Annotated in this window: 26 protein-coding genes; 13 read left to right on the top strand and 13 right to left on the bottom strand. The window is 62.2% G+C overall.

Going from position 1 to position 25,469, the window contains the following annotated elements:
- Window positions 1–14 precede the first annotated feature (14 nt).
- The 4 genes from AC6H4Z_RS18875 to AC6H4Z_RS18860 all read left to right on the top strand — a co-directional run bounded on the left by AC6H4Z_RS18875 (window position 15) and on the right by AC6H4Z_RS18860 (window position 4,514).
- On the top strand, window positions 15–2,111 hold the full coding sequence (locus tag AC6H4Z_RS18875) for a M3 family metallopeptidase (RefSeq protein ID WP_497543514.1): 2,097 nt from the start codon (window positions 15–17) through the stop codon (window positions 2,109–2,111).
- Between the two features lie 16 nt (window positions 2,112–2,127).
- Complete coding sequence (locus tag AC6H4Z_RS18870; protein ID WP_497543513.1) at window positions 2,128–3,066, top strand: alpha/beta fold hydrolase; 939 nt, start codon at window positions 2,128–2,130, stop codon at window positions 3,064–3,066.
- A gap of 67 nt (window positions 3,067–3,133) precedes the next feature.
- On the top strand, window positions 3,134–3,622 hold the full coding sequence (locus tag AC6H4Z_RS18865) for a MarR family winged helix-turn-helix transcriptional regulator (protein ID WP_497543512.1): 489 nt from the start codon (window positions 3,134–3,136) through the stop codon (window positions 3,620–3,622).
- Window positions 3,609–4,514, top strand: coding sequence for a VOC family protein (locus AC6H4Z_RS18860; protein ID WP_497543511.1), 906 nt, complete (start codon window positions 3,609–3,611; stop codon window positions 4,512–4,514). The genes AC6H4Z_RS18865 and AC6H4Z_RS18860 overlap by 14 nt, the downstream gene beginning before the upstream one ends.
- Before the next feature lie 19 nt (window positions 4,515–4,533).
- Here the strand turns inward: AC6H4Z_RS18860 and AC6H4Z_RS18855 are convergent, their stop codons facing one another.
- From AC6H4Z_RS18855 to AC6H4Z_RS18820, 8 genes are all read right to left on the bottom strand, one after another.
- A complete protein-coding gene (locus AC6H4Z_RS18855; protein ID WP_497543510.1) occupies window positions 4,534–5,313 on the bottom strand; it encodes a bestrophin-like domain in 780 nt (259 codons plus the stop codon).
- 76 nt (window positions 5,314–5,389) lie between these two features.
- Window positions 5,390–5,821 carry a PPC domain-containing DNA-binding protein gene (locus tag AC6H4Z_RS18850; protein WP_497543509.1) on the bottom strand — a complete coding sequence of 144 codons (432 nt, stop codon included), beginning with the start codon at window positions 5,819–5,821 and terminating at the stop codon, window positions 5,390–5,392.
- A gap of 6 nt (window positions 5,822–5,827) precedes the next feature.
- Entirely contained in the window at window positions 5,828–6,712 is an 885-nt protein-coding gene (locus tag AC6H4Z_RS18845; protein WP_497543508.1) for an alpha/beta fold hydrolase, read from the bottom strand.
- Window positions 6,713–6,746: 34 nt separating this feature from the next.
- Window positions 6,747–7,862 (bottom strand): serine hydrolase domain-containing protein, encoded by a 1,116-nt coding sequence (locus tag AC6H4Z_RS18840; protein ID WP_497543507.1) that lies wholly within the window; start codon window positions 7,860–7,862, stop codon window positions 6,747–6,749.
- 81 nt (window positions 7,863–7,943) lie between these two features.
- A complete protein-coding gene (gyrB, locus tag AC6H4Z_RS18835; protein ID WP_497543506.1) occupies window positions 7,944–9,884 on the bottom strand; it encodes a DNA topoisomerase (ATP-hydrolyzing) subunit B in 1,941 nt (646 codons plus the stop codon).
- Between the two features lie 167 nt (window positions 9,885–10,051).
- Window positions 10,052–10,363, bottom strand: a complete 312-nt coding sequence (locus AC6H4Z_RS18830) for a DciA family protein (protein ID WP_497543505.1) — start codon at window positions 10,361–10,363, stop codon at window positions 10,052–10,054.
- Window positions 10,360–11,490: a DNA replication/repair protein RecF gene (gene recF / locus AC6H4Z_RS18825; protein ID WP_497543504.1), complete on the bottom strand. Its 1,131-nt coding sequence runs from the start codon at window positions 11,488–11,490 to the stop codon at window positions 10,360–10,362. The genes AC6H4Z_RS18830 and recF overlap by 4 nt, the downstream gene beginning before the upstream one ends.
- A gap of 6 nt (window positions 11,491–11,496) precedes the next feature.
- Window positions 11,497–12,276, bottom strand: a complete 780-nt coding sequence (locus tag AC6H4Z_RS18820) for an enoyl-CoA hydratase/isomerase family protein (RefSeq protein WP_497543503.1) — start codon at window positions 12,274–12,276, stop codon at window positions 11,497–11,499.
- A 53-nt stretch (window positions 12,277–12,329) separates the two neighbouring features.
- Here AC6H4Z_RS18820 and AC6H4Z_RS18815 point away from each other — a divergent pair, with 53 nt between their 5' ends.
- The 9 genes from AC6H4Z_RS18815 (at window position 12,330) to AC6H4Z_RS18775 (ending at window position 20,586) form a co-directional block, all read left to right on the top strand.
- The gene (locus tag AC6H4Z_RS18815) at window positions 12,330–13,394 is read left to right on the top strand and encodes a DNA topoisomerase IB (protein ID WP_497543502.1); all 1,065 of its coding nucleotides are present in this window, start codon (window positions 12,330–12,332) and stop codon (window positions 13,392–13,394) included.
- 16 nt (window positions 13,395–13,410) lie between these two features.
- A complete protein-coding gene (gene mtnA / locus AC6H4Z_RS18810) occupies window positions 13,411–14,430 on the top strand; it encodes an S-methyl-5-thioribose-1-phosphate isomerase (protein WP_497543501.1) in 1,020 nt (339 codons plus the stop codon).
- On the top strand, window positions 14,427–15,914 hold the full coding sequence (glpK, locus tag AC6H4Z_RS18805) for a glycerol kinase GlpK (RefSeq protein WP_497543500.1): 1,488 nt from the start codon (window positions 14,427–14,429) through the stop codon (window positions 15,912–15,914). Before mtnA ends, glpK begins: the two co-directional genes overlap by 4 nt.
- Window positions 15,911–16,549 (top strand): uracil-DNA glycosylase family protein, encoded by a 639-nt coding sequence (locus tag AC6H4Z_RS18800; RefSeq protein ID WP_497543499.1) that lies wholly within the window; start codon window positions 15,911–15,913, stop codon window positions 16,547–16,549. The genes glpK and AC6H4Z_RS18800 overlap by 4 nt, the downstream gene beginning before the upstream one ends.
- Window positions 16,549–16,866, top strand: a complete 318-nt coding sequence (locus AC6H4Z_RS18795; protein WP_497543498.1) for a hypothetical protein — start codon at window positions 16,549–16,551, stop codon at window positions 16,864–16,866. The genes AC6H4Z_RS18800 and AC6H4Z_RS18795 overlap by 1 nt, the downstream gene beginning before the upstream one ends.
- Window positions 16,867–16,956: 90 nt before the next feature.
- Window positions 16,957–17,415 (top strand): cytochrome c maturation protein CcmE, encoded by a 459-nt coding sequence (locus tag AC6H4Z_RS18790; RefSeq protein WP_497543497.1) that lies wholly within the window; start codon window positions 16,957–16,959, stop codon window positions 17,413–17,415.
- Complete coding sequence (locus AC6H4Z_RS18785; protein WP_497543496.1) at window positions 17,412–19,448, top strand: heme lyase CcmF/NrfE family subunit; 2,037 nt, start codon at window positions 17,412–17,414, stop codon at window positions 19,446–19,448. Before AC6H4Z_RS18790 ends, AC6H4Z_RS18785 begins: the two co-directional genes overlap by 4 nt.
- Window positions 19,445–20,083 carry a cytochrome c-type biogenesis protein gene (locus AC6H4Z_RS18780; protein WP_497543495.1) on the top strand — a complete coding sequence of 213 codons (639 nt, stop codon included), beginning with the start codon at window positions 19,445–19,447 and terminating at the stop codon, window positions 20,081–20,083. The genes AC6H4Z_RS18785 and AC6H4Z_RS18780 overlap by 4 nt, the downstream gene beginning before the upstream one ends.
- Window positions 20,080–20,586, top strand: a complete 507-nt coding sequence (locus AC6H4Z_RS18775) for a zinc ribbon domain-containing protein (protein ID WP_497543494.1) — start codon at window positions 20,080–20,082, stop codon at window positions 20,584–20,586. The genes AC6H4Z_RS18780 and AC6H4Z_RS18775 overlap by 4 nt, the downstream gene beginning before the upstream one ends.
- A 1-nt stretch (window position 20,587) precedes the next feature.
- On the opposite strand, the gene AC6H4Z_RS18770 is transcribed toward AC6H4Z_RS18775, so the two are convergent.
- From AC6H4Z_RS18770 to AC6H4Z_RS18750, 5 genes are all read right to left on the bottom strand, one after another.
- On the bottom strand, window positions 20,588–20,890 hold the full coding sequence (locus tag AC6H4Z_RS18770) for a hypothetical protein (RefSeq protein WP_497543493.1): 303 nt from the start codon (window positions 20,888–20,890) through the stop codon (window positions 20,588–20,590).
- 130 nt (window positions 20,891–21,020) lie between these two features.
- Window positions 21,021–22,796, bottom strand: coding sequence for a putative ABC transporter permease subunit (locus tag AC6H4Z_RS18765; protein WP_497543492.1), 1,776 nt, complete (start codon window positions 22,794–22,796; stop codon window positions 21,021–21,023).
- Window positions 22,789–23,547 (bottom strand): ABC transporter ATP-binding protein, encoded by a 759-nt coding sequence (locus AC6H4Z_RS18760; protein WP_497543491.1) that lies wholly within the window; start codon window positions 23,545–23,547, stop codon window positions 22,789–22,791. Before AC6H4Z_RS18760 ends, AC6H4Z_RS18765 begins: the two co-directional genes overlap by 8 nt.
- The gene (locus tag AC6H4Z_RS18755) at window positions 23,544–25,106 is read right to left on the bottom strand and encodes a transglutaminase-like domain-containing protein (protein WP_497543490.1); all 1,563 of its coding nucleotides are present in this window, start codon (window positions 25,104–25,106) and stop codon (window positions 23,544–23,546) included. Before AC6H4Z_RS18755 ends, AC6H4Z_RS18760 begins: the two co-directional genes overlap by 4 nt.
- Window positions 25,103–25,435 (bottom strand): tetratricopeptide repeat protein, encoded by a 333-nt coding sequence (locus AC6H4Z_RS18750; RefSeq protein WP_497543489.1) that lies wholly within the window; start codon window positions 25,433–25,435, stop codon window positions 25,103–25,105. Before AC6H4Z_RS18750 ends, AC6H4Z_RS18755 begins: the two co-directional genes overlap by 4 nt.
- Window positions 25,436–25,469: the final 34 nt, after the last annotated feature.

Below are 25,469 nucleotides of genomic sequence, written 5' to 3'. Positions count from 1 at the left end.
ATTTACGCCGCGCCGTGACGACGACTTTGACGCCAGCAAATTCCGCCAGCAATCCGTTCTTCGCGCCGAACAATCTTCCGTTCAGCGTCCCTCCGTTCGATAAAATCCGCGACGCCGACTACCTGCCGGCGATCGAAGAAGGGATGCGTCAGCACCTCGACGAGGTGGCGACGATCGCGCGTCAAACGTCACCGGCGACCTTCGACAATACGCTCGTGGCGCTCGAGCGAACCGGCGTTCTGCTCTCGCGCGTGCTGCGAGCGTTCGCGGCCGTTACCGGCGCAAACACGAACGATGCTTTGCAGGCGACGCAGGTCGATGTCGCACCCAAGCTCGCGGCGCACAGCGACGCCATCTATCTCGACGATGCGCTCTTTCGCCGCGTGCGTGCGATCTACGAACAGCGGCACACGCTGAAGCTGTCGTCAGAGGACTGTCAGCTCATCGAGCGTTATCATCTCGACTTCGAGCGAGCAGGCGCGCTGCTTTCCGACGCAGACAAGTCGCAGTTGCGCGAGTTGAATCGCGAAGAGTCGACGCTGACGACCGATTTCCAGAATCGGTTGCTCGCAGCCACGAAGGCGAACGGACTCGTGATCGACGACGCGACCGATCTGGAAGGCTTGAGCGAGGCAGATATCGCCGCCGCCACTGAAGCGGCTCAGGAGAGAAAGCTGGTCGGCAAGTGGCTGCTGCCGCTGCAGAACACCACGCAACAGCCGTGGCAGGAGCGTCTCGCGCGTCGCGATGTGCGCAAACGTCTTTTCGACGTGGCGACGCATCGAACGGATCGAGGCGACGCGAATGACACACGCGCGATCGTCAAGCGCCTCGTCTCGCTTCGTGCTGAACGTGCCGCGCTACTCGGATATCCTACTGCCGCCGACTATGTGCTCGGCGATCAGATGGCCAAGACGCCCGCTGCCGCGATCAAACTTCTTACGGACGTCGGATCGGCGGCACTCGTAAAAGCGAAGAACGAAGCGGGGCGCGTTCAGGCACAGCTCGATCACGATGCCAACGGGGCGACGCTCGAACCTTGGGACTGGCAGTACTACGCCGAAAAGGTGCGCAAGGCCGAGTACCATCTCGACGAGGCGGAGATCAAGCCGTACTTCGCGCTCGATCGAGTGTTGAACGACGGCGTGTTCTACGCAGCAACGCAGCTCTTCGGCATCACGTTTCATCAGCGAAACGATCTTCCCGTCTATCATCCGGACGTGCGGGTGTACGACGTGTTCGACGCTGACGGGAGCTCGCTGGCGCTGTACTACACGGATTTCTTCAAGCGCGACAACAAGAGCGGCGGCGCGTGGATGGATTGCTTCGTCGATCAGTCCGAACTGCTCGATGCGAAGCCGGTCGTCTACAACGTCGCAAACTTCACGAAGCCCGCACCAGGTAAATCGGCGTTATTGAGCTTCGACGACGTGACGACGCTCTTTCACGAATTCGGACACGCGCTGCACGGCATGTTCTCGAAGGTGCGCTACCCGATGCTTGCTGGCACCAACGTACCGCGCGACTTCGTGGAGTTTCCGTCGCAGTTCAACGAACACTGGGCACTCGAGCCGTCGGTCTTCGCGCGCTACGCCCGGCACAACGAAACGGGCGAGCCGATGCCGCAGGTGCTCGTCGACCGGATTAAGAAAGCTCGAAAGTTCAATCAGGGCTTCGCACTCACCGAGTACATCTCGGCGGCGTTGATCGACATGTCCTGGCATACGCTCCCGGTCGGGGCACCGGCGCGGGATTTCGATGCCTTCGAGGCGGAAGTGCTCGGCCGGTACCACATGGATCTCCGTGTTGTGCCGCCGCGCTATCGAACGAGCTACTTCGCGCACATCTGGGATGGCGGCTATCAAGCCGGATATTTCGCGTACCTCTGGGCAGAGGTGCTCGATCAGGACACCTATGCGTGGTTTTGCGAACGCGGCGGCATGACTCGCGAAAATGGACAGCGGTATCGCGATATGATCCTGTCGCGTGGTGGGACTCGCGACGCGGCGGAGTTGTATCGCGAATTCCGCGGGCGCGACCCGATTGTCGAACCGATGCTTGCCGAACGCGGTCTCACGAAGGACCTTACCTCAGCGGATGGTAACTCCTGAGCGAGGGCGCGGCCGAGTGAAACGTTCGACGGTGTTTCTAGGAATCGTCATTGGCCTGAGCGTCGTGCTCGGCGCGATCTACTTCGTGCGAAATCCGGAGCGTGCGACGCTCGACGAAGCCGCGCGTCGCGGTGCGCCCGGGAAATTCGTGCGACTCTCGGACGGCGTGACGCACTACGATGTCTCGAATCCGGACTCTGCGCGAACGGTCGTGCTGGTGCACGGTTTTTCCGTTCCGTACTACATCTGGGATTCGACGACCGTTGCGTTGGCCAAGGCCGGTTATCGCGTTGTTCGGTACGACGAGTATGGTCGCGGCCTCTCTGATCGCCCGAACATCCGCTACAACACCGAGTTGTACGATCGACAACTTGGCGAGTTGCTCGATTCGCTGCGCATCACCGATCGGATCGATCTCGCCGGCGTGTCGATGGGCGGATCGGTGACGGGCGTGTTTGCTGGACGGCATCCGAAGCGCGTGCGTTCGCTGACGCTGGTGGATCCCGTAGCGGGAACGACCGCTGCGGCGGCGGGCGTCATTGGTTGGCCGCTGGTCGGCCCGTATCTCTTCCAGACGATGGCCGTACCGACGATGGCCGACGGTCAGGCGAGCGACTTCATGGAGCCTAGTCGCTTTCCCGACTGGGCAGATCGGTATCGCGAGCAGATGCGCTACCGCGGCTTTGGCCGCGCGTTGCTATCGTCGCGACAGGAGCGGTTGGGCATGGCCATGGACTCGGTGTATGGGCGCGTGGCGAGCAACGCGGTGCCGGTCCTCCTGGTGTGGGGCGTGGGCGACAAGACGGTGCCATTCAGCATGAGCGAGGGCGTGCGCAAGGCGATCCCAGCGGCCGAGTTCTATCCGATCGAAGGGGCGGGGCACCTTCCGATTCTCGAAAAGGCCCAGCACACGGATTCCTTAATCCTCGCGTTCCTGGCGAAACAGCCGCGCTGAGAGTAGGGTCAGGGTCGACGGGGCGGTGGAGTTGCAATTATGTGTTGTCACACATATATTCCAGTCCATGAAATCGAACCTTCGCAACGAGATCAAACAGCAGAAGCCGTTTGAAAGCCTCGAGCAGGAGGTGCACCTCAACCTCGAGCGCACGACGGCAGTCCTGACTCACGCGTTTGCCGAGGCGTTGAAGGAGTTCGACATCACGCCAACGCAGTACAACGTGCTGCGCATTCTTCGCGGCGCGGGTCCCGCGGGGCTGTGTCGCAACGACGTCCGCGACCGGATGGTGTCGCAGGTCCCCGACGTCACTCGCCTCATGGATCGCCTCGAAGAATCGGGGCTCATCGAGCGCGAGCGAAGCGCCACGGATCGACGTCAGGTCGGGTCTCGAATCACGACCAAGGGACTCGACGTGTTGACCGCGCTCGATGCGCCGGTGGTCGCAATTCACAAGCAACAGCTCGGACATATGTCCGCGACGCAGCTGCGTACGCTCGCCGATCTGCTGGAGTTGGCGCGCACGCCGGGAGCAACGAACGATGGCAACGACTGAGAATTCCGCCGCACTCGCGTATGGCATCGCGCCTCCGGGGTTTCGGCTGCCCGACGCGACGCGAGTCGGGCGTGTACGTCTGCAAGTGGCCGATCTCGCGCGATCGATCGGCTATTATGAAAGTGTGATTGGCCTCAGAGTCATCGAGCGCAGCGGCAATGTCGCGAAGCTCGGGCCCCACGACGACGACACCGTGCTCGTGGAACTTCACGAAAAGCCCGGCGTTCGCCCGATGTCGCGACGCGGGCTCATCGGTCTATATCACTTTGCGATTCTGCTTCCCACGCGCGCCGCACTGGGAAAGTTCGTGCGACATCTGGCGAGCATTGGAGCGTACGCCGGCATGTCCGATCACTACGTGAGCGAAGCCGTGTACCTGCAGGACCCCGACGGGCTGGGCATCGAGGTCTATGCGGATCGCCCGCGGAACACGTGGCGCATCGACAGCCGTCAGCTCGCGATGGCGAGCGACCCGCTCGACGTCGCGAGTCTACTGGCCGAAGCCGGCGATGAGCCGTGGAGTGGAGCGCCGCGCGGCACGACGATCGGCCACGTGCATCTCTATGTGCGCGACATCGATCAAGCTGCGTCGTTCTACCACGAAGCACTCGGCTTCGACAAGATCGTGTGGAATTATCCCGGGGCGCTGTTCATGTCGGCGGGCGGATATCACCACCACTTGGGCACGAACACGTGGGCTGCCGGTGCGGCGCTCGCCACCGATGCTGACGCACGACTGCTCGAATGGGAGCTACTCGTACCTGATGCGTCGAGCGTAGCCGCGGCGGCTGAGAGCCTTTCGACGCGCGGCTTCGACGTCGACCGCAGCGGAGTTGACGCGATCGCGAGCGACCCGTGGGGAACACAGATCCGCATCGTCGCGACGCGCTGACGGTCCCGTTGCGACCGAGCTAATGCAACGTCCGCAGCTCTCGCTGAAGCTCGGCGAGGGCGCGATCGTGAACCTGGATCAGTCCCTCGAGTGGCCGGTCCAGGTCGATGATGAGGAAGATGACGAGCGTGATCGACAGGATGAGCGGAATGAGCGCCGGTGATCTCGACGGGCTCGTCAATCCCATCTGGTAGCCGAGCATGCCCATTGTCAGAACGAGAATCGCGAGGAGCCCGAAGACGATTCCGAGTGGAATTCGACTCGATACAGCGAGGATCGATCGAGTGAGGTGACTGTTCAACAAGTCACCCACTTCTTTGACGAACTGCGCTATGATCTCGGAGTTTGGATCTGCTTCTCCCGCGCGTTTCGCAATCGCCCACAGCTCTCGGTGCATTGCTTCGCGCTTCTCGAATGCGTCTTGAAACCCCGCGACGCCCTGCGCGTTGAGACTGATCGAGATGTATGCGTCGAGCATTGCACGTGCGCGATCGCGATCAGCAGGCTCGATGAAATCGGCAAGTCGAAACACGTTGGCGACTTCCTGCGCTTCGTTGATTCTCGCGCCCAGTCGTGAATCGAAGCGCGTCGCTGCCCAACCAAATGTGAACGCGAGCATCAAGCCGAGCAGTCCAACAGCCGGCGTCGCCAGGTCGGAAGCCAGGCTCTCCGAATCGTGGTGCGGCTTGTTGCGGGCCCGTCGTCCTGCGCGATATCCGATCTCAACGGTCACGCACAGGAGCACGACGATGAGTGGAACAACCCCCCAGATCGGAACGCTTCGGTGCAGCTCGAGCATGCGGCTACGGCAACGCGGATTACGTGCCCGGCGAAGGCTGCGCTGGCGGCCGCAACACTACGATGCGATTCCGTCGTTAGGGTTTGATCAACGCGAGTCCTGATTCGGGATCAACGACCTTCTGCAACTGAACCGGGCTTTCGGTCAGCACAACCTCGCATGTCGGACGGATATGAGCTTCTAGCAGATGTCCGCCGTGAGCGGTGCCGTCACGCTTGCCAACGACCGCATGGGCATGGACGACAGGCTGACCATCTTTCAACGCCACGTCGCCAATCAGAGACAAGAGTTCGAGTTGTTCGTCGAGCGTGACCGAAGGCTCGTACCTCTTGGACTCCCAGCTGAACCACGCCAAGCGGACAGAAGAAAGCGCTCCAACCGCCTTGAAACTGGCAGCTGCCAGTTTTTGCTCGGTAGCGAACTGAGAGAGACCCGTTGCCAACTCGTCTCCCGTCTCGAAGACAATGACAAACGTCTTCGGCGAGTCGTCGATTCGCCTGTATTTCATCTTGCCTCAGGAATCAAAGAAGCTCAGTAGCTCGTGCAGCACTCTCTCTGGCTGTTCCTCCGCCAGGTAGTGCCCGGCGTCGAGGGCCTTTCCAGTGACAGGGCCAGTCGCGTGCCGTTTCCAGACGTCGATGACGTCCCAGAGTTTGCCGATTGCGCCCTTTGAACCCCAGAGGACATGGACGGGACAGCTAACTCTGTGTCCAGCCTTTTGGTCGGCCTCATCCATCTCAATGTCGATTCCGGCAGCTGCACGGTAGTCCTCGCAGGTTGCGTGGATCGCGTCACGAGTACAAAAGCAACGCACGTACTCGTTCATCGCCTCCTTGGTGAGGGCGCCGGGTGTGCGATTCTGCACCTTGAAGTGCTGCTCCAAGAAAAACTGAGGGTCGGCACCGATCATGTGCTCGGGCAACGGAGCGTCTTGGATCAGGAAGAACCACCACATGTACTTTGTGGCGAACTCCTTGGTCGTGTCCTGATACATGCGAAGCGTAGGCACGATATCCATGAAGCAGACTTTTCGGACAGCTGCCGGATGATCCAGGCACATGCGGTGGGCTGTGCGAGCTCCTCGGTCGTGGGAGGCCACATAGAACTCTCCGTATCCGAGATGACGCATCACGTCGATCTGATCCTGCGCCATCGCCCGAAAGGAATAGTTCGCATGACGTTCGCCGCCTTCGGGCTTGGTGGAATCCCCGTATCCACGCAAGTCTGTCAGGACTACGGTGTAGTTCTCTGACAATCGTTCCGCAATTTTGTGCCAGATGAAATGGGTCTGCGGGTAGCCGTGCAGCAGAAGGAGCGGAGGACCAGACCCCTTTCGAAGGCTATGAATCTTCGCGCCTTCGGTTGGAATCAACTCGGTTGAGAATCCCTCGAACGGCATCGCAAATCGCCTCCTGCTTTGCGGTGATTTCGGGTCAGCGGTGTAGCGCGATCAGCCGACCGACTACGGCGTCCGTTGCGCGCACCGCGGCCGGTCCACCTTGGTTCGTCACGACGAGAACGCCGAACTTCGCTTCGGGCGCGAGCCACAGCACCGCGTAGTTCATGAGGTTCGATCCCGCGTGCGTAAGAACGCGGCCGCCAGGACCGGCCCAGGGGCGCGTCGAGACGATCCAACCGAGTGCGTATCCTGTCGACGCGTCGATTGACACTGCTGGTGTGAAAAGCGCGCGTGCTGTCGAGTCGCTCCAGGGTGAAGGCCCGCCGGTCGACGCCCGCAGGATGACACGCGCCCAGCGAGCCCAGTCGCTGAGCGTCATGTTCGCACGGCCGGCTGGTCCGATCACCGGCGGATTGTCGGCGTTGGGACCAGGAGGAATCGCCGTACGCTTTCCAGCCGCATCCACGAAGTGCGGCCACGGTTGGTCCAAGACCGTCGACGATCCCGGCGCGCCGAAGCCGGTCGTCGTGATTCCCATTGGTCGCAGCAGGCGATCGACGACGAGTGTTTCGTACTCACCGTTCATCAAACGCTCGGCAATGGCGCCGGCAATGATGAAGTTCGAATTGGCGTAGGCGTACGTGTTTCGCTTCGTCGCTGGTGGTTGCTGCAGTACCCATTTCACGAATGCTTCGCGTTGGTGGCGCGGACTTCCGTCCCGGAATTCAACGGTGGGATGCGGAACGAGCCCACTCTGATGAGAAAGCAGTTCGCGAACGGTGATGGTGCGGTATTCAGGTCGCATCTCGTCGGCGAGCTCGGGAAACAGTGACGCGAGACTCGATGTCCAGCGCAGCTTCCCCTGATCGACGAGCAGGCCGAGCAGACCGGCGGTCATCGCTTTCGTGTCGGAGCCGAGATGAAAGCGATCGTTGATCGTTGCGGGTGTCGGATCGCCGATGCGACGTACGCCAACGACGTCGATCGCGACAGACGAATCAGGCGTGACGATCGCGGCGCCCAGCGCGGGGAGATCGTAGGCGACTCGCATCGAGTCGAGAATACGACGCACTTCTGCCTGCTGTGCGCCAGCTCCGGGGGCAAGCGACATGGCCGCAGCGAAGGCGAAGAAAAGGCGCGAGCGAAGCACGAACGTCTCCTGTCGAGTGAGTCGGTGCAAAAGAAAAGGGGAGAGCGATTCGCTCTCCCCCTCATACTCAGATCTCGATCTCTAGATGTCCAGGTTCTTTACGAACTGAGCGTTGTTCTCGATGAACAATCGGCGCGGTTCGACTTCGTCGCCCATGAGCGTCTGGAAAATCTGATCGGCCATGACGGCCTCCTCGATGTTGACCTTGAGGAGCGTGCGCCGTTCTGGATCCATCGTCGTGTTCCAGAGCTGGTCGGGATTCATTTCGCCAAGGCCTTTGTATCGCTGCACGTTGACGTTGCCTCGGCCTTCTGGACCCGCGAGTCTCGTCGCGATTTCGTCGCGTTCCGACTCGTCGTACGCGTAGTACTCCTCTTTGCCTCGCGCAACGCGGAAAAGCGGCGGCTGCGCGATGTACATGTATCCCGCCTCGATGAGCTCGGGCATCTGGCGGAAGAAGAACGTCAGCAGAAGCGTACGAATGTGCGCTCCATCGACGTCGGCGTCCGTCATGATGATGATCTTGTGATAGCGCGCCTTCTCGAGCTCGAACTCTTCCTTGATGCCGCTACCGATCGCGGTGATGATCGTGCGGATTTCCTCGTTCGACAGCACCTTGTCGATGCGTGCCTTCTCGACGTTGATGATCTTACCGCGGAGCGGCAGGATCGCCTGGAACGCGCGCTGCCGGCCCTGCTTGGCCGAACCGCCTGCGGAGTCACCCTCGACGAGGTACAACTCGCACATCGCTGGATCGGTGAGCTGACAGTCGGCGAGCTTGCCAGGCAGGTTGCCGACGTCGAGCGCCGATTTGCGACGCGTGAGGTCGCGAGCCTTACGCGCTGCTTCGCGAGCGCGTGCGGCCGATACGGCCTTCTCAATGATGATGTTCGCGACGCGCGGATGCTCGTCGAGATACGCGGCCAACCACTCGTTGACGAGCGTCTTTACCGCGGATTCCACTTCAGAGTTGCCGAGCTTGGTCTTGGTCTGACCTTCGAACTGCGGCTCGCGAACCTTGACCGACAGAACGGCGGTGAGACCTTCTCGCACGTCGTCGCCCGACAGCGTGAAGTCCGCCTTCTTCAGCATGTTGCCCTTGGCGGCGTACGCATTGATGACGCGCGTGAGGGCAGACTTGAAGCCGGTGAGGTGCGTGCCGCCTTCGTGTGTGTTGATGTTGTTGACGAACGAGAAAATGTTCTCGTTGTAGCCGTCGTTGTACTGCATCGCGAGCTCGATGCCGACGTCGTCGCGCGTCGTCTCGATGTACACAACTTCCGTGTGCAGCGGCTTGCGCGACGCATTGAGGTGCTGCACGAACTCGCGCAGGCCGTTCTTCGCGAGGAAGGTCTCTGACTTTTCCTGACCGGTGCGCTCGTCGGTGAGCGTGATCATCACGCCCTTGTTCAGGAACGACAGCTCGCGCAGACGCATTGCGATGGTGTCGTACCGATAGATCAGATCGGTGAAGATCTGATGATCGGGCTTGAACCACGTCTTCGTGCCCGTCTCTTTCTTCGGCACGTCACGCAGCACCTTGATCTTGGTCGTGGTGTCGCCGCGCGCGAAATCCATGTAGTGCTCTTTGCCGTCGCGCTTGACCCACACTTTCAACCGCTCCGACAACGCATTCACCACCGACACGCCGACGCCGTGTAGACCGCCGGACACTTTATAGCTGTCCTTGTCGAACTTTCCGCCGGCGTGCAGTACGGTGAGCGCGAGCTCGAGGCCAGGCATCTTCTCCGTCGGATGGATGTCGACGGGAATGCCTCGGCCGTTGTCTTCGACGGTGATCGAGTTGTCCTGATGGATTGCGACGCGAACGTTGTCCGCGAATCCAGCGAGTGCTTCGTCGATCGAGTTGTCGACGACCTCATAGACGAGGTGATGCAATCCACGTTCGGATGTCGATCCGATGTACATGCCTGGGCGTTTGCGAACCGCCTCGAGGCCTTTGAGAACTTGGATTTGCCCAGCGTCGTATTTCCCGGTCTCGTCCGCGTTCTTTGTCGCCATTGGTCACCCGAAAAATCAGTCCGTAGAAAAGCCGAAGATCGGCTCGGATCCATCCTATAAAATGTAGCCGGGGTCGCGGCCGGAATCAACCTGGTGAAAGCGCGCCAAGGCTTTGGTTCGCAACGATTTAGCGATCGTCGCCGCGGCGCGTCAACGGCCGCCGGAGTTCACCGCGCCAGCAGCCAGCGAATTCGTCGAATCTGACCGCGTTCCGGCTTGGTATTCAGCGACTTCAGCAGCTCCGGCTCGAGGAGCGACAGCTCGTTCATCCACGCATTCGTCTTCACTTCGACGAACAAGGTTCCGTTCGCCGTAATCGACTTTGGCGACGTCACCGACGCGATCTGCTTACCGACCAGGCTCGGCCATTCGGGAATGATCCCAGCCTGTTCGACGCGCTTCGCGATGCCCGTTGAACCGAGTACGCCGGCGAGAATGTGGCCGATCGCTTCTGGTTTCTTTTTCTTTCGTTCGGTCATGTCTCGTATGGCGCGATCTGGCCGGCTACGACGCGAACGCGCTCGAGGCCCGTGAATTCTGATGGAATGTCGCTCTCCCGCGGCACGACGAGGACAGTCTGCCCGAGTCCGCTTCCAGAGAGCAGATCGAGTACGCGCGCCGATCGTCGGACGTCGAGCTCGGCGAACGGGTCGTCGAGCAAGAACAGCGGCGACCGACCCGTGCGTTCAGTGAATGTAGACGCTTCGAGCATCCGGAGGGCGATTGCTGCGCTCCGCTGTTGTCCGGCGGATCCGAACGAACGCAACTCTCGGCCAGTACCGTCGGGCCCGGTGATTGTGATCGCGAGATCGTCGCGATGCGGCCCGGCGTGCGTGAGACCACGTCGGAGGTCGAGTCCACGCTTTTCCTCGAGCGCCGCAGAGAGCGCCGACGCCAGATTGTCGGTCGCGTCGAGCGTTCCGGCGTACCGAACCTGAACCCGCGCGGTTTCGCCGATCTCTCGACAGAGCGCCTCGAAGCGCGCGTCCATCGCACTGACCCAGGCGCGACGTTCCTGCATCAACAACGCGCCGTGCTCGGCCAACGCCGGCTCCCAGACTGCAACGCTCGCGGAGGATGCCCGGCCGGAGCGCGCACTTTCACGCAACGCAGCGTTGCGCCGAGCCAACGCGCTGCGGTAGCGCTGTAGCGCGGCGAGATAGCCGCGCGCCGTGAGCGCGAGCATGATGTCGAGAAAGCGTCGTCGCGCCGCGGGGGCGCCAGCGATGAGTTCGACATCCGCTGGCGAAAAGAGCACCGACGGAAGAGCGCCAAGCGCATCGCTCAACCGTTCCGGAATGTCGCCGTCGAGACGAACACGCTTTCGCTTTCCCGCGCGCTCGAATCCAGCGCCCACCTCGTGGCAGCGATCCGTGTCGACCGTAGCGCCGATGTGAAACGCGTCGGCACCGAAGCGAATCAGATCCTGATCGCGTGCGCCACGCGCCGAACGGAGAATCTGGAGGTAGTAGATCGCCTCGAGCAGATTCGTCTTACCCTGACCGTTCTCGCCAATGACGACGAGACCGTCAGCAGGCGGCGAAAGATCGACGCGTGCGAGATTGCGAAAGTCGCGCACCTCGAGGTGCGCGAGGCGGGCCTTCAACGACACTCACGTGCCCGTGAATTTGGCAGCGGTCTTCTCGAGGAATGCGCGCGTGCCAATCTGCTTATCCTCCGTCGCAGCGAGCAGGCCAAATGCCGTGGCTTCGAGCGTCATGGCATCGGTCAGCGGAAGATCGTAGCCGGCGTTCACCGCTTCGATGCAGTGTGCCACGGCGAGCGGACCGTTTCCGAGTATCGTCTGCATCATCGTCGTTGCCGCGGCCATCAACTCGGCAGCGGGCACGACGCGGTTTACAAGCCCGATTCGAAACGCTTCCTGCGCGTCGATCATATCGCCGGTGAGCAGGAGCTGCAGCGCGCGTCCTTTTCCGACGAGTCGCGGAAGACGTTGCGTGCCGCCGTAGCCCGGCAGCAGTCCGAGCTTCACCTCGGGCTGGCCGAACTTCGCGAACTCCGATGCGATGCGGATGTGACACGCCATCGCGAGTTCACAGCCACCGCCGAGTGAGAATCCGTTCACCGCTGCGATGACTGGCTTGGGCGATGTCTCGAAGCGGCGAAATACATCCTGACCGCGCTGGGCGAGTGCCTTCGCCGACACTGCGCCGTGCTTCTGTAGTTCGGAGATGTCCGCGCCAGCAACGAAGGCGCGGCCGGCACCGGTGAGAATGATGCCGCCGACATCCGCCGCGCTGCGAAGCTCATCGATCGCATCTCCGAGCTCGGCGATCACGCGATCGTTGAGGGCGTTCAGTTTGTCGGGACGGTTGACCGTGAGTGTCGCGATCCGGTCGGTGACGGCGAGGGTCAGAGTTTCGAAGGGCATCCGCGGAATCTACAGGCGCGGCGCCGCGCGTCGAGTCGCTCTACCGTACGGGTGTGGGACTTGCCCTTCCGTCGGCTGTGACTACTTGGGTTCGTCGACTCGGATCGAAAAGGGCCGGCTTCCGGTATGCGGGGCCGAATGGACGTGTGATCGCGGATCGTCGTGCGCTTCTGCGCTTTGACGCGCTGCGCGTTCCTCCGGCGTGGCGCGACGTGCACATCGCGGTGTCGCCCCGCTCGGCGATTCAGGCGTGGGGAATCGATGCGCGCGGACGCAAGCAGTATCGCTACAACGATCGTGCGGTCGAGCGACGCGAACTCCGCAAATACCATCGCGTTCGCCAGCTCGCCAAGGAGCTGCCGCGTATCCGTCGCACCCTGACTGCCGACGCCCATCCGAAGGCGCGCACGACGTCGCTCGACGCCGATACGGTCGCTGCGACGGTGTTGCGCGTGATTGGAGAAACGTTCTGTCGCGTTGGTGGCGAACGGTATCAGCGCGAGAACGGGACGTTCGGCATCACCACACTGCGAAAGTCGCACGTCGACGTGATCGATGGAATGGCGCGCTTTGCCTACAAGGGCAAAGGAAGCATTCGTCAACGGCAGGTGGTCACCGACCGTGAGTTGGTGCGTCTCGTCGAGCGTCAGCTTCGCACACCGGGAAAGCCATTGTTTCGGTATCAGCGGAACGGGCGTTGGCATGCGGTGAACGCGCGCGACGTGAACGCGTATCTCAAACGACGCATCGGCCACTACAGTGCGAAGGATTTTCGCACGTGGGGTGGAACACTCCGCGCCGCCACCGTGTTGGCGGAACTGGGTCCCGCCGCCAATCCAACAGCCGCGAAGCGCAACGTCGCCCTGGCCATGCGTCTCGTGTCGTCGGAGCTCGGCAACACACCGACCATTTGCCGGAAGTCGTACGTCCATCCGATCGTCATTGCCAGGTACCTCGACGACGGCGAGACAATTCCGCTCCCTCGAGCGCGACGACAGGCCGCTAATCGCGGGCGGGCGCATTCGCCCGAAGAACGCGCATTGATCCGATTTCTCGACCAACATTTTCCCGAGCGACGCCGATCGCCCCGCCGACCGGGTTCCGCCGAGCAGGGTTGAATCCTACGTTTGGTCGATGGACGTCATCCAAGCCGTTCGCTGGTCGGACGACGGAGAAGGTGTGCGCATCCTCGATCAGCGCGAGCTGCCGGGGCGCGAGGTGTATCGCAATCTGCGCACCGTCGAAGATGTATACGACGCGATTCTGACACTCGCCGTTCGCGGCGCACCGGCGATCGGAATTGCCGGCGCGATGGGCATCGTACTCGGCCTCGATGGCACCGAGTCCGACAGTAGCGTTGCCACGCAACGAATGATGTCCGCGCACGCGCGGATTCGGAGTGCTCGACCGACCGCCGTGAATCTTGCCTGGGCTGCCGATCGTGTGATGAACGCCGCGCTTCGCGCGGGGATCAGCCGTAGCGCAATGATCGCCGAAGCAACCGCAATTCTCGAAGAAGATCGCGCCATGTGTCGTGCGATCGGCACACATGCGGCGACGCTGATTCCCGACGGAGCCCGGATACTCACGCACTGCAACACCGGGGCGCTGGCCACCGGCGGCATCGGGACGGCACTCGCCGGTGTGTACGCCGCGGTGGAGCAGGGAAGAAGTGTTCACGTCTACGCCGACGAGACGCGCCCGCTGCTGCAAGGAAGTCGGCTGACCGCGTGGGAGCTGAAGCGCGCGGGCATTCCGGTAACGGTGCTCGTGGATGGCGCGGCCGCGTCGCTCATGGCCGACGGTGAAGTGGATCTCTGTATCGTCGGCGCGGATCGCATTGCCGTGAACGGCGACGTGGCCAACAAGATCGGGACGTATCAGCTGGCGATTGCGGCGAAGCATCACGGAATTCCGTTTTACGTCGCCGCCCCGTCGAGCACGTTCGATCCGCTGACTGCCAACGGCGCGGAAATACTCATCGAGCAGCGGAACGCCGATGAAGTGCGCAGCGGATTTGGCGCATCGACCGCACCGGCGGGCGTGGATGTCTACAACCCGGCGTTCGATGTTACGCCAGCGTCGCTGATTGCGGCGATCATCAGCGATCGCGGCGTCCATCGGCCTCCGTACAATTTCGCGAGTAATCCGTGAAATACGTTCTTGCCATCGACGAGGGAACTACCGGCGCCACCTGCCTGATGATAGGCGAGGATGGTCGCGTTGCCGGCCGAGGGTATTGCGAGATTCCTCAATACTTTCCAAAGCCCGGCTGGGTGGAGCACGACGCGACCGAGATCCTCGAGTGCGTGCTCGTTGCTGCGCGCACTGCGATGGATGCCGCTGGCGCCACGCCGACGACGATCGGTATCACCAACCAGCGTGAGACGATCGTAATCTGGGAGCGCGCGACTGGACGGCCCGTGCATCGCGCGATCGTCTGGCAGGATCGTCGCACGTCGGCGCGCTGTCAGGAACTCGCGCCGCGCACCGCTTGGATCACGCAGCGTACCGGCCTTCTTCCCGATCCCTACTTCTCGGCGACGAAGATCGAGTGGCTGTTGCGCGAAGAGCGCCTCCTCGAACGCTATGATGCGAACGATCTCGCGATTGGCACGATCGATACATGGCTCGTCTGGAAGCTGACGGGTGGTGCCGTATTCGCGACCGATCCGACGAATGCCTCGCGCACGATGTTGTACGACATCGATCGCATGGCGTGGAGCGAAGAACTGTGTGAACTGTTCGGCGTTCCGATGTCGATGCTGCCTGAAGTACGCCAATCGTGTGGCGACTTCGGCGTGACGACGAGAGAAGCGTTTGGCGCCGAAGTCCCGATTCAAGGCATTGCCGGCGATCAACAAGCGGCGCTGTTCGGGCAGGGATGCTGGGCACCCGGCAGCGGCAAGAATACGTACGGCACGGGCGCGTTCCTGCTACTCAATGCGGGCGAGACGCGTCCGACGCACGAGACCGGCGGATTGTTGACGACGATCGCGTGCAACGCGACAGGTGCGCCGGTGTACGCTCTCGAGGGCGCGATCTTCATTGCTGGAGCAGCGGTGCAGTGGCTGCGCGATGGACTCGGCATCATCGAGAAAGCGGGCGAGACGGAAAAACTCGCGCGTTCGATTTCTTCGAACGAAGGCGTGTACTTCGTGCCGGCGCTCACTGGACTCGGTGCGCCCACGTGGGAGGCGAACGCGCGAGGGACGATCGTTGGTCTCACGCGAGGTTCTGGACGCGCGCACCTCGTGCGCGCCGCACTCGAGGCGATGACTTACGGGACTGTAGACGTACTGAAGTTGATGACGGAAGCGACTGGCGCGCCGTTCAAAGGATTGCGCGTCGATGGTGGTGCGACGATGAACGATTGGCTGATGCAGTATCAGGCCGACATGCTCGGCGTTCCCGTCGAGCGGCCCGACATGGTGGAGACGACCGCGCTCGGCGCGGCTGCGCTCGCTGGTCTCGCGGCCGGCGTGTGGCGCAACGGCGAAGAGTTTCTCGCGACGCGCGAGTTCACCACCTTCGCGCCGCAGATGGATCGTGCCTCGGCCGATACGGCGATGCGCGGGTGGCATCGCGCCGTGCGAGCGGCAGTGTCGTGGGCGCGTGACGCCGAGGGCGACGCGTGAGTCCGCGGCGCGCCGATCGACTTGCGGATCACTGCCGTGCACTCGTGGCATGCCGCGCCTGTGCGCTTGCACCGGGGATCGTGCCGATCATCTCGAAGGCGACCCGTCCGAAGGTGATGCTCGTTGGCCAGGCTCCCGGTCAGGTCGAAGCGGCGGGAGGACGGCCCTTCGCCGGGCGCGCAGGGAAGGCGCTATTCCGCTGGCTCGAGCGCGCAGGCATCGATGAGGCGACGTTCCGCGATCGTGTGTACATCGCCGCGGTGACGCGCTGCTATCCCGGGCCGAATCGCAGTGGTCGCGGTGATCGTGTGCCGTCGCGTCAGGAACAGGATCGGTGCGGCACTTGGCTGGACGACGAGCTCTCGATCATCCAACCGTCGTTGATTATTCCCGTCGGAAGGCTGGCGATCACGCGCTTTCTCCCCGACCGGCCGCTCGACGAGCTCATCGGACGCGACTTTCCGGTGGAGCACGTCGGCGGAAAATCGCTGATGGTTCCCCTGCCGCATCCCTCGGGCGCGAGCAGTTGGATCTATCAAGGGAATCACCCTGAGCTACTCGAGCGCGCCCTGCGGCTGATCGGTCGCGAGCTGACCAAAGCAGGGGTCAAACGCTCAGTGCGGAGTGTGGCCTGATGCGCGGCTTGGCGCTGATCTTCGCCCTGCATTTTGGGGACGACCATTCCCAGGGCGACCGGTGGTTTAGCGCCGATAAGGCCAAACACTTTGCGATGGCGGCGTTCGTTCAGTCGGCGTCGTTCAGCGGTTTTCGCTTTGTGGGCGTTGGTCGATCAGGGGCGCTGGTTGGCGCGTCCGCGGTTACGGCTTCGGTGAGCGTTGGCAAAGAGGTCTACGACCGGCATGCGGGCGGGGAATTCAGTGTAAAGGACCTTACCTGGGATGCCGGGGGTCTGTTGGCGGCGAGCCTCCTGCTCCATCGTACGGAACGCTGAATCCCGCAGGCGCTCAACCGTTATATTGAAGGTCTGTCGCGCGGCCTGAACCGAGCGCGTCCGTGGGCACGTCTTTCCGAGGTTCCTGTCATGAAAGCACGCACCAAATTCTTGATCGGCGGCGCCCTGGTAGTGGGTGTTGCTGGATATCTCATGGCGAGCTCGATCAATCAGACCGGCGTGTACTATCTCACGCCCACGGAACTGAGCGCCAAGATGCAGGTCGACCCCGGCTTCTCGAGTGCAGGCGTGAAGGTTGGCGCTCGCGTCGTGCCCGGCTCGATCAAGCGTGACCCGGGGGGACGCGAGTACGCATTTCAGGTGACCGACGGATCTCGCATGATTCCCGTGATCTACCGCGGCATTGCCCCGGACACGTTCACCGATAGCGTCGACGTCGTGGTCGGCGGACGCATGGGCGCAGACGGCACCTTTCACGCGACTGAGTTGCTGGCGAAGTGTGCGTCGCGCTACGAGAATGCCCCGGAAAACCCGGAGAACAAGTACAAGCAGACGGCCGGATATAAGGCGGGAGCCGGCCGAGCGTGATTCTCATAGGTGAGCTGTCGCTCTGGGTCGCGCTGTTGATGGCGGCCTGGTCGACGACGGCGTCGTACGCTGGTGGTGCACTCCGCCGCGATGATCTGACGGCGAGTGGTGTGCGCGGATTGTACGCGACGTTCGCGATGGTGGTACTCGCATCGGCTGGTTTGTGGACCGCGCTGCTGTCGCGCGATTTCTCGCTCGAGTATGTCGCGAGCCACATCAGCTCAAACATGCCGAACGTGTACATCTTCACGTCCTTCTGGAGCGGCCAGGCCGGATCGCTGCTCTTCTGGGCGTTGATTCTGTCGATGTATTCCACGATCGCGATTGCGACGAGTCGCAACAGGAATCGCGAGCTCGTGCCGTGGGCGACAGGCACGTTGTCGGCGATCATTTTGTTTTTCCTCGCGACGGCGTTGTTCAAGGCCAATCCGTTTGCTCGTCTCGATTTCCTGCCGGTCGACGGCAAGGGAATGAATCCGCAGCTGCAGAATCCGGGCATGGCGCTGCATCCGCCCAATCTGTATCTCGGCTACGTCGCCACCGCGATTCCGTTTGCGTTCGCCATCGCCGCGCTCTTCTCGCGCCGGCTCGACGCGGAGTGGCTCGGGGTCGTGCGTCGTTGGGCGCTGCTCTCCTGGTTCTTCCTCACGATCGGCATCGTGCTCGGCATGTGGTGGGCGTACGTCGAGCTCGGATGGAGCGGGTACTGGGCGTGGGATCCGGTAGAGAATTCGTCGTTCCTGCCCTGGCTCACGACGACTGCGTTCCTGCACTCGATCATGATTCAGGAAAAGCGCGGCATGCTGCGAAAGTGGAACGTCGTGCTAGTCGTGATCAGCTTCCTGCTCTCGATCTTTGGAACGTTCATCACCCGCAGCGGCGTGATCGAGAGCGTTCATTCGTTCGCGCAGTCGCCGGTGGGCAGTTGGTTCGCCACGTTCTTCTTCCTCGCAACCGGCATCACGATCTATCTCGTCGGCACGCGCCTTCAGGATCTCGAGGCGAAGGTCGAGCTCGAGAGCATGGTGAGTCGCGAGGCGGCGTTCCTGTACAACAATCTGCTGCTCTGCGGTATCGCGTTCGCGGTGCTGTGGGGGACCGTGTTCCCCATTCTTTCCGAGTGGGCGCGCGGCACCAAGATCACGGTCGGCGCGCCGTTCTTCAATTCGGTGAACGTTCCGCTTGGGCTCCTTCTGCTTGGCCTCACCGGTGTTGGCCCGCTCATCGCGTGGCGACGAGCGTCGGTCTCGAATCTCAAGCGACAATTTGCTGGACCTGCGGCATTCGGTGTGGTCGTGGCGGCGCTGCTTTTCGCAGTTGGGATGCGCGCGTTCGCACCGCTGGTGACCTACGCGCTGTGCGGCTTCGTCGCCGGTACGATCGTGCAAGAGTTCTATAAGGGCATTCGCGCCCGCCAGTCGATCAACAAGGAATCGCCGGTCACCGCATTCCTGCATCTCGTTGGGCGCAATCGCCGGCGGTATGGCGGGTATATCGTACACGCGGGCATCGTGATGCTGTTTGCGGCGTTCGCCGGCATGGCGTTCAAGCTCGAGTACGACATCACGCTCAGCACCGGACAGTCGTACGAGGCGAAGGATCCGTACGGACACACCTGGAAGTTCGTGAGTCAGGGCGTGTCTACATCCAGTCGTCCGGATCGCGAAACGCAGGCGGTTGGTCTCGAGGCGTTCGTCGACGGCAAGCGGGTCGGAATCATCTCGAGTGAAAAGCGCCGATATCTCGACTCGCAGGGTAATCAGCTGTTCCAGCCGATCACGGAAGTTGGAATTCACTACACCGCCAGGCAGGACACCTACGTAGTGCTCGCCGGTCTACGCGACCGCGACACGGCTGAGCTGCGAGTGACATTCAATCCACTCGTCGTTTGGGTATGGCTGGGCGGATTCCTGATGATGATCGGCGGGTTGGTCGTCATGTGGCCGCAGGCGGAACGACGACGACCGGCCGGCGGATATGCCGCGGTCATGTCTCCCAAGGGCAAGTCCGCCGAACTTGCCAACGTAGTATGACGTCGCGCAGAGAATTCCTGGGACGCGCCGTCGGAATGTCGGCGGCGGCGCTGCTGATCACGCAGCGCGGTCACGCGCAGCAGCGCGGCGCGATGCACGACTCGAGCATCGTGCGCGACACGAACAACCTGTTTGCGATGGATCAGTCGGCGGCGTTGCCCGTCCGCCTGCCACCCAAACCGGGTGCGGCGCCTGTGTTGAACCCATCGCAGCGCGATGAACTCGAGCATCATTTGCACTGTCAGTGCGGTTGCACGCTCGATGTCTTCACCTGTCGCACGACGGATTTCAGCTGTCAGGTGTCGCCCGCGATGCATCGCGACGTCATGGCACTCGTCGAGGGTGGCTACAGCGCGAAGGAAATCATGGACGCGTTCGTTGGTACGTATGGCGAGCGTGTTTTGATGGCGCCGACCAAGTCTGGCTTCAACCTCGTTGCGTGGTTCGCGCCTGGGCTCGCGGTGATCGCGGGCGGCGTGACGGTGTTCATGCTGATGCGCCGCTGGGCTGCCAACGCACGCAGACAGCAGCCGACGGCACCGGCGAAGGCCAGGCCTTCCATGGGCTCGGTGGACGCGACGCAGGATGAGCTGGATCGGTTGGATGCAGCGATCAAGGGCGAGGAACGCGAGTGATCACTGCGCTCATCATCGGAACGCTGCTCGCTGTGGGCGCGCTGGCGTTCGTGCTCTATCCCGTGTTTTTCGGGGTCCCGCGCACGGAGAATCGCTCCACTCCGGTGCCGCGGCTCTCGATGCGCGAAGCGGCTATCGCGGCGTTGAGAGAAATCGAATTTGACCGTGAAACGGGAAAGCTGTCGGACTCGGACTACAGCGAGCTGAAGACGCGCTACACCCAGGAAGCGATCAATGCGATGCGTCGAGAAGCGACCGTCGCTTCGGCGGGCTCGGCGATGGTTGCCGATGGTCCGCTCGACGACGAGATCGAAGCGGCCGTTCGCGCGTACCGCCGCGAACACATTTCGTGTCAGACGTGTGGCCCGCGCCCGGAACCCGATGCCGCGTTTTGTTCGAACTGCGGCCGGTACTTACACGACAGGTGCGCCGGTTGCGGCGCACCTGTCGACGCGCATGATGCGCGGTACTGCGTGAACTGCGGAACCCGACTCGCGGCCTAGCTTACGGCTTCTTCGCGGTCGAATCCTTCTTCACCGCCGGCTTCTTGCTGGACTTCTTGCCGGACGCCTTCTTATGCGTGCTGTCCTTGGCCGGCTTTGCAGCGGCTTCACCAGCGGGCTTCGGCGCAGCCGTAGCAGCGGCCGGCTTCGCAGCGGCGGCCGTGGCGGCCGGCTTTGCAGCACCCTTCTTGGTGGTGTCCTGCTTGGTGGCCTGGGCGTGGAGCGTCGCACCCGCGAACAGCATCGCGGCAGCGGCAACAAAGGTGATCTTCTTCATGAGAACGTTCTCCGGAGTGGGGTTCATTCAACTCGTCCTGGTCGACCGAGGACGAGTGGTCCTGTCGAGTGACGGATTCCCGAACAAAAACGGGAATCTGGCATAAACGACCCTGGCATCTGGGCCGGCGTCACAGGTGATCTGCGAAGCTCTTTTACTAGGCTTCCAGCCGGCGAAGGGCGAACCCGATCGGAACCACAGTCGCGGCGGCGCACACGATGATCGCCCCGCCAAAGCCCAGTATCATGCCGAGTGGGTCGCCGGGCGTACCGTACGCCTGAGAGGACAGGTATGAATAGACCGGACGCGCTTCGAGCATTACCACGAGCCCGATCAGCGCCACGGAGCTCATCATGAACACGAGCCCGCCGAATGACGTCGGGATCTGGGCGGCATTCTCGGTTTCGAACTGGGGGAACAGGGTCCCGAACCCAATGGCCAAGCCCGACACCGCCAGCGTCATCAATGAGATCGTGAATACTGATACCAGCATCATGAACTGACTGACCTCGAGCAGCAGGTCGGTCACGCCGATGATGGCCACCGCCAGAATCAGGAGCGGCAGGGCTCCGACCCAGAACTTCGACCATAGCAGCTGTTTCATCGACATCGGGCTGGAACGGAGCAGCCAGAGCGTCCGGCCCTCGAGGCTGACGCCGGGGAAGATGAATCGAGCCGCGATCGACGCGAGCACGAACCCGGCGAGGACGAGATTCAAAAAGGGAACGACGTTGACCAGGAAGAACGTCATCCCGGTGCCGTGCAGGGGCAGGAACTTGATGTTGAAGACGTAGACCATCACCAGCACGGCCAGGAGAATGAGCTGCGACCACTGCGTGGTGTCGCGGAAGAACAGCCGCAGCTCCTTCATCACCAGCTCGCGTCGCACCACGCCAAAGGGCGTGAGCATGCGATGAGCGAAGCGCGCCAGCACGCCGGTGCGCGCGAACTGCTCGGCACTCTCCTGCGCCTTGCTGAAGCCGGCCGTGTACATCCAGCGATGTAGAAATGCTCCCAGCACCAAACCCGCGGCCGCGGTCGACCAGAGCAGATAGTACGGGAGTGGATCGGGTCGGCCGCGTAGCCACGACATGATCGCGTGCTGCACCCAATCGCTCGGCATGAGCGGCGAGGTTGGGCCTTTGAGAACCGTGATGAAATCCACGAGGGAGCGAAAGCCCTCGGGACGGACGAGCCGCTCAGGGCGGACCATCCGGAAGAGAATCACGATGCCGCCAGCCGCGAGCACCGAGATCACGCTCAGGATGTCCCGCGTTCGCCGAGCTGGGAACAGGTTCACCAGCAGTAGCGTTGCCGCGCTGCCGAGCACCGTGGGAATGATCAAAAACGGAAGGAACGCCGTGAGCACCACGAATGGAAAGAGCGGCCCACCTTCATATACAACGCCGTACGCGGCGAACATCGGCACGGCCATGAGCACGACCATCCAGCTCGAATGCACGAGCGTCTCGAACAGCTTGGCCAGATAGAGCGTGAACCAGTCCACTGGCGCGGAGACGAGCAAATCGAGATCACGCGCGAGGAAGAAACTCGAGAGCGCGGTGATCACGTTCGACAACAATAGAATCGAGAAGAAGCCGACGAGAATCAGCGCGAGCAGCTTTCCCGCGAGCAGCGGTCCAATTTCCTGCACGTCGCGGAAGAAGCGAAGCAGTCGGAACAGCAGAACGAAAATGAAGCCCCAGAAGGCGAGGCCAAATACGCCGAGAAAGACGAGGCGGAGTGTCGTGCCGCGCTCGCCGGTCGCCGTGTGCGCCCGCGCCGAAAGCCACTTCGGCATGAGCAGGTGCGCCGTCGACACATTGGGGAGCACCACCGCCGGTGCGCGGTGGCTGGAGTTGTACTTCGCTCGACCATCGGCTCCGGTGCGGCGATCGAGCTGCGCGCCGGTCAACGCCTCCGAATCATGCATCGAGGACATCGACGAGCGTGCGAGCGGCGTTCTCTCCGGTCAACTTCAGGAAGATCTGCTCCAGGCCCATCGTTCCCGACTCGGCGCTGGCGCGTAATTCGTCCATCGTCCCGCAGGCGCGTAGCACGCCGCCCTGCATGATTGCAACGCGGTCGCACATGCCTTCCGCGACCTCGAGCGTGTGCGTCGACATCATTACTGTGTTGCCGCGCCGCGTGTACTCGCGGAACAGATCTTTGATGATGCGCGCCGCCTTTGGATCGAGACCGACCATCGGCTCGTCGACGACGATTACCTCAGGGCGATGCACGAACGCACTCGAGATGATCAGCTTTTGACGCATGCCGTGGCTGTAGCTGCCAACGAGCTCGTCGCGCTTGTCCTCGAGATCGAACAGCGCCAGCAACTCGCGCGCTCTATGCTCGACCTGCGGACCTTCCTGGTTGTACAGGCCGGCGACGAAGCGGAGAAATTCCGAGCCGGTGAGCTTTTCGTAGATGAACGGGCGATCGGGAACGAAGCCGAGCCGGTTCTTGGCGACGATCGGATTCTTCAACAGATCGATGCCGCCGATCTGAATCGAACCGCTCGTTGGGCGAAGGATTCCCGCGATCATACGCAGGGTGGTCGTCTTCCCAGCGCCATTGGGGCCGAGGAATCCGAACAGTTCACCCTTCGGCACTTCGAGATCGATGCCGTTGACCGCCGTGAAGCTGCCGTACCGCTTAATGACGTTTGTGAGCTTGATCACTCGCGGCCACGCGGACCGCTGGAGGCAGAGCCTCCGTTCACACTGATGACGTCGATCTTCAAGTTGCCCATGAGTCGAAGCAATTCGGTTTGACGTGCTAGTCCTCCTATGACGAACCGGAGGTGCGCTGCGTCAGCAGGGAATTGTCCGAATGTTGGATCGACCGGTACCCAGTCCTTCAGTAAAATTTCTGGCCACGCGTGGTAATAAAACTTGCCATCGACATAGGCTAAACCCGCTGCAATGCGGGTTGGTATGCCAACCGCCCGTGCCAAAGCCACGAAAAGCTGGGTGTGCTCGTTGCAATCGCCCGTTCGCGACTTGAGCACCTGAAGGGCGCTCGGCACCCCGAAGGTGATTCGATCGGCGATCGAGTCGTGGACCCACTGATTGATTCGCCGGGCCACGATCTCAGGATCTCGCTCTCCACTGCGGATCCCCTGCGCCAGCCTCACAATTTCAGGACTGTTGCTCTGAATCAGCGGCTCGGCGAGCGAGTTCGCGCGATCGCGCTCCCGATAGGGGATACGCATACCGGCAACGAGTGAGCTGTCAGGCTGGGGAGTCACCACCAGTGTATCGCCGACCAAGCGTTGGCGGCCGCCGTTCAGATCGAAGCCACCGAGCGCGGCGCCTGACAGGCGAACACGAAGCGCGTCGATGCGCTTTGCCATTCGTTTGTTGGCCGCAATCGCCGTCGTTTCGAGAATGTCGCGATCGTCGGTGATGGCGGCGCGCGTGGTATCGTTTCGCCAGTTCTCGAATGCTACTTCGTAGGGGAGCCGGCGGAGATCGAAGCCCAACTGCGACGTCGCCACCACGTGGCCCTGTTCGTCGATCCAACCGCTGAAGCCGCGCCCCGAATCGGCGGCGAGCCGCCACGCGCGAATGGTGTCGGGCTGCACGCCATGCCACTTTCCGCTCGTCGAGTCATACGCCGAGCTGTCGTGGACGATGATGAGTGATTCGGCGCGAACGTCGATGCGCACGTCGGCCGGAGCCATACGCGCGGGATCCAACACCGGAATGACGTAGTGTTTGCCGACCTTCGGGCGAGCGGTGATCGCCGCCGCCAACGGGACGAGCGTGGGCAAAAACACAGGGCCGGAGAGCGCGACGCGCTGCGAGTCCACCTTGTCGGCACCAGCGCCGATTGCGAGAACCAGCACGCTGTCGCCGTCAATTCGACCCACGGCACGAACAGGCGTACCCTCGCCGTCGAGCGAGAAGTCGAACGACCGCATGTGTAGCGTGCGCGACAGATGGACGTTTGTTCGCGCCGTAGTGCGGCGTGCTTTTCCGCCTATCGGCAGATCGGCGACGAGATAGTCGGTGACGACGATCGATCCGTCTGTCGTGTCGATCGTCGACGACGCGAAGCCGACTTGTCGGTCGCCCTGCATGACGCCGTAGTACACCGCGCCCGGCGCAACGCGGCTCGCACCTTCAGCAAGTCGCTCGAGCTGCGGCTGGAAATACTGTCGTCGAATCAGAAGCGCGAGGCCGAAGACCCAGGCGACGATGATCGCCCCGGCAAGGACTGCGCGCTTTCTCCTCAACGACGCTGAACCTCGCGAGCCCGCTGATAGGCGGCCGTCGCTTCCGCGGGTCTTCCCATGCGGTCGAGGATCACGCCAATGCCCTTGAGCGCGCGCCAGTGATCGGGCTGCAGCTTCACGGCCGTCTCATACGCTTCGAGCGCGTCGGGGAGACGGTCGGTCTGGTTATACGCGTCGCCAAGCTGATAGTGCGCGGCAACCTTCGACGGATCGAGGGCCAGCGCGCGTTGCAGCGGATCAATCGCCTCGCGCCAACGCGCACGGCGACAGAGCGAAATTGCGAGCTCCAAGAGCTCGTTCGGATTCGAGTCGTCGGCCTTCACCGTCATGGCGCTACATCAACGTCTAAGTGGGATTTCGAGC

The sequence above is a fragment of the Leucogemmata humicola genome (assembly GCF_055379415.1).
Note: the sequence above shows the minus strand (reverse complement) of the source record. Positions and strands in the feature narration are given on the sequence as shown.

What these genes read in the sequence shown, in the direction of transcription:
- AC6H4Z_RS18865 (WP_497543512.1), top strand. Translation starts at nt 3,134, where the DNA reads ATGAAATCGAACCTTCGCAACGAGATCAAACAGCAGAAGCCGTTTGAA.
- AC6H4Z_RS18860 (WP_497543511.1), top strand. Translation starts at nt 3,609, where the DNA reads ATGGCAACGACTGAGAATTCCGCCGCACTCGCGTATGGCATCGCGCCT.
- AC6H4Z_RS18855 (WP_497543510.1), bottom strand. Translation starts at nt 5,313, where the DNA reads ATGCTCGAGCTGCACCGAAGCGTTCCGATCTGGGGGGTTGTTCCACTC.
- AC6H4Z_RS18850 (WP_497543509.1), bottom strand. Translation starts at nt 5,821, where the DNA reads ATGAAATACAGGCGAATCGACGACTCGCCGAAGACGTTTGTCATTGTC.
- AC6H4Z_RS18845 (WP_497543508.1), bottom strand. Translation starts at nt 6,712, where the DNA reads ATGCCGTTCGAGGGATTCTCAACCGAGTTGATTCCAACCGAAGGCGCG.
- gyrB (WP_497543506.1), bottom strand. Translation starts at nt 9,884, where the DNA reads ATGGCGACAAAGAACGCGGACGAGACCGGGAAATACGACGCTGGGCAA.
- AC6H4Z_RS18830 (WP_497543505.1), bottom strand. Translation starts at nt 10,363, where the DNA reads ATGACCGAACGAAAGAAAAAGAAACCAGAAGCGATCGGCCACATTCTC.
- AC6H4Z_RS18820 (WP_497543503.1), bottom strand. Translation starts at nt 12,276, where the DNA reads ATGCCCTTCGAAACTCTGACCCTCGCCGTCACCGACCGGATCGCGACA.
- mtnA (WP_497543501.1), top strand. Translation starts at nt 13,411, where the DNA reads ATGGACGTCATCCAAGCCGTTCGCTGGTCGGACGACGGAGAAGGTGTG.
- AC6H4Z_RS18795 (WP_497543498.1), top strand. Translation starts at nt 16,549, where the DNA reads ATGCGCGGCTTGGCGCTGATCTTCGCCCTGCATTTTGGGGACGACCAT.
- AC6H4Z_RS18790 (WP_497543497.1), top strand. Translation starts at nt 16,957, where the DNA reads ATGAAAGCACGCACCAAATTCTTGATCGGCGGCGCCCTGGTAGTGGGT.
- AC6H4Z_RS18780 (WP_497543495.1), top strand. Translation starts at nt 19,445, where the DNA reads ATGACGTCGCGCAGAGAATTCCTGGGACGCGCCGTCGGAATGTCGGCG.
- AC6H4Z_RS18770 (WP_497543493.1), bottom strand. Translation starts at nt 20,890, where the DNA reads ATGAACCCCACTCCGGAGAACGTTCTCATGAAGAAGATCACCTTTGTT.
- AC6H4Z_RS18765 (WP_497543492.1), bottom strand. Translation starts at nt 22,796, where the DNA reads ATGCATGATTCGGAGGCGTTGACCGGCGCGCAGCTCGATCGCCGCACC.
- AC6H4Z_RS18750 (WP_497543489.1), bottom strand. Translation starts at nt 25,435, where the DNA reads ATGACGGTGAAGGCCGACGACTCGAATCCGAACGAGCTCTTGGAGCTC.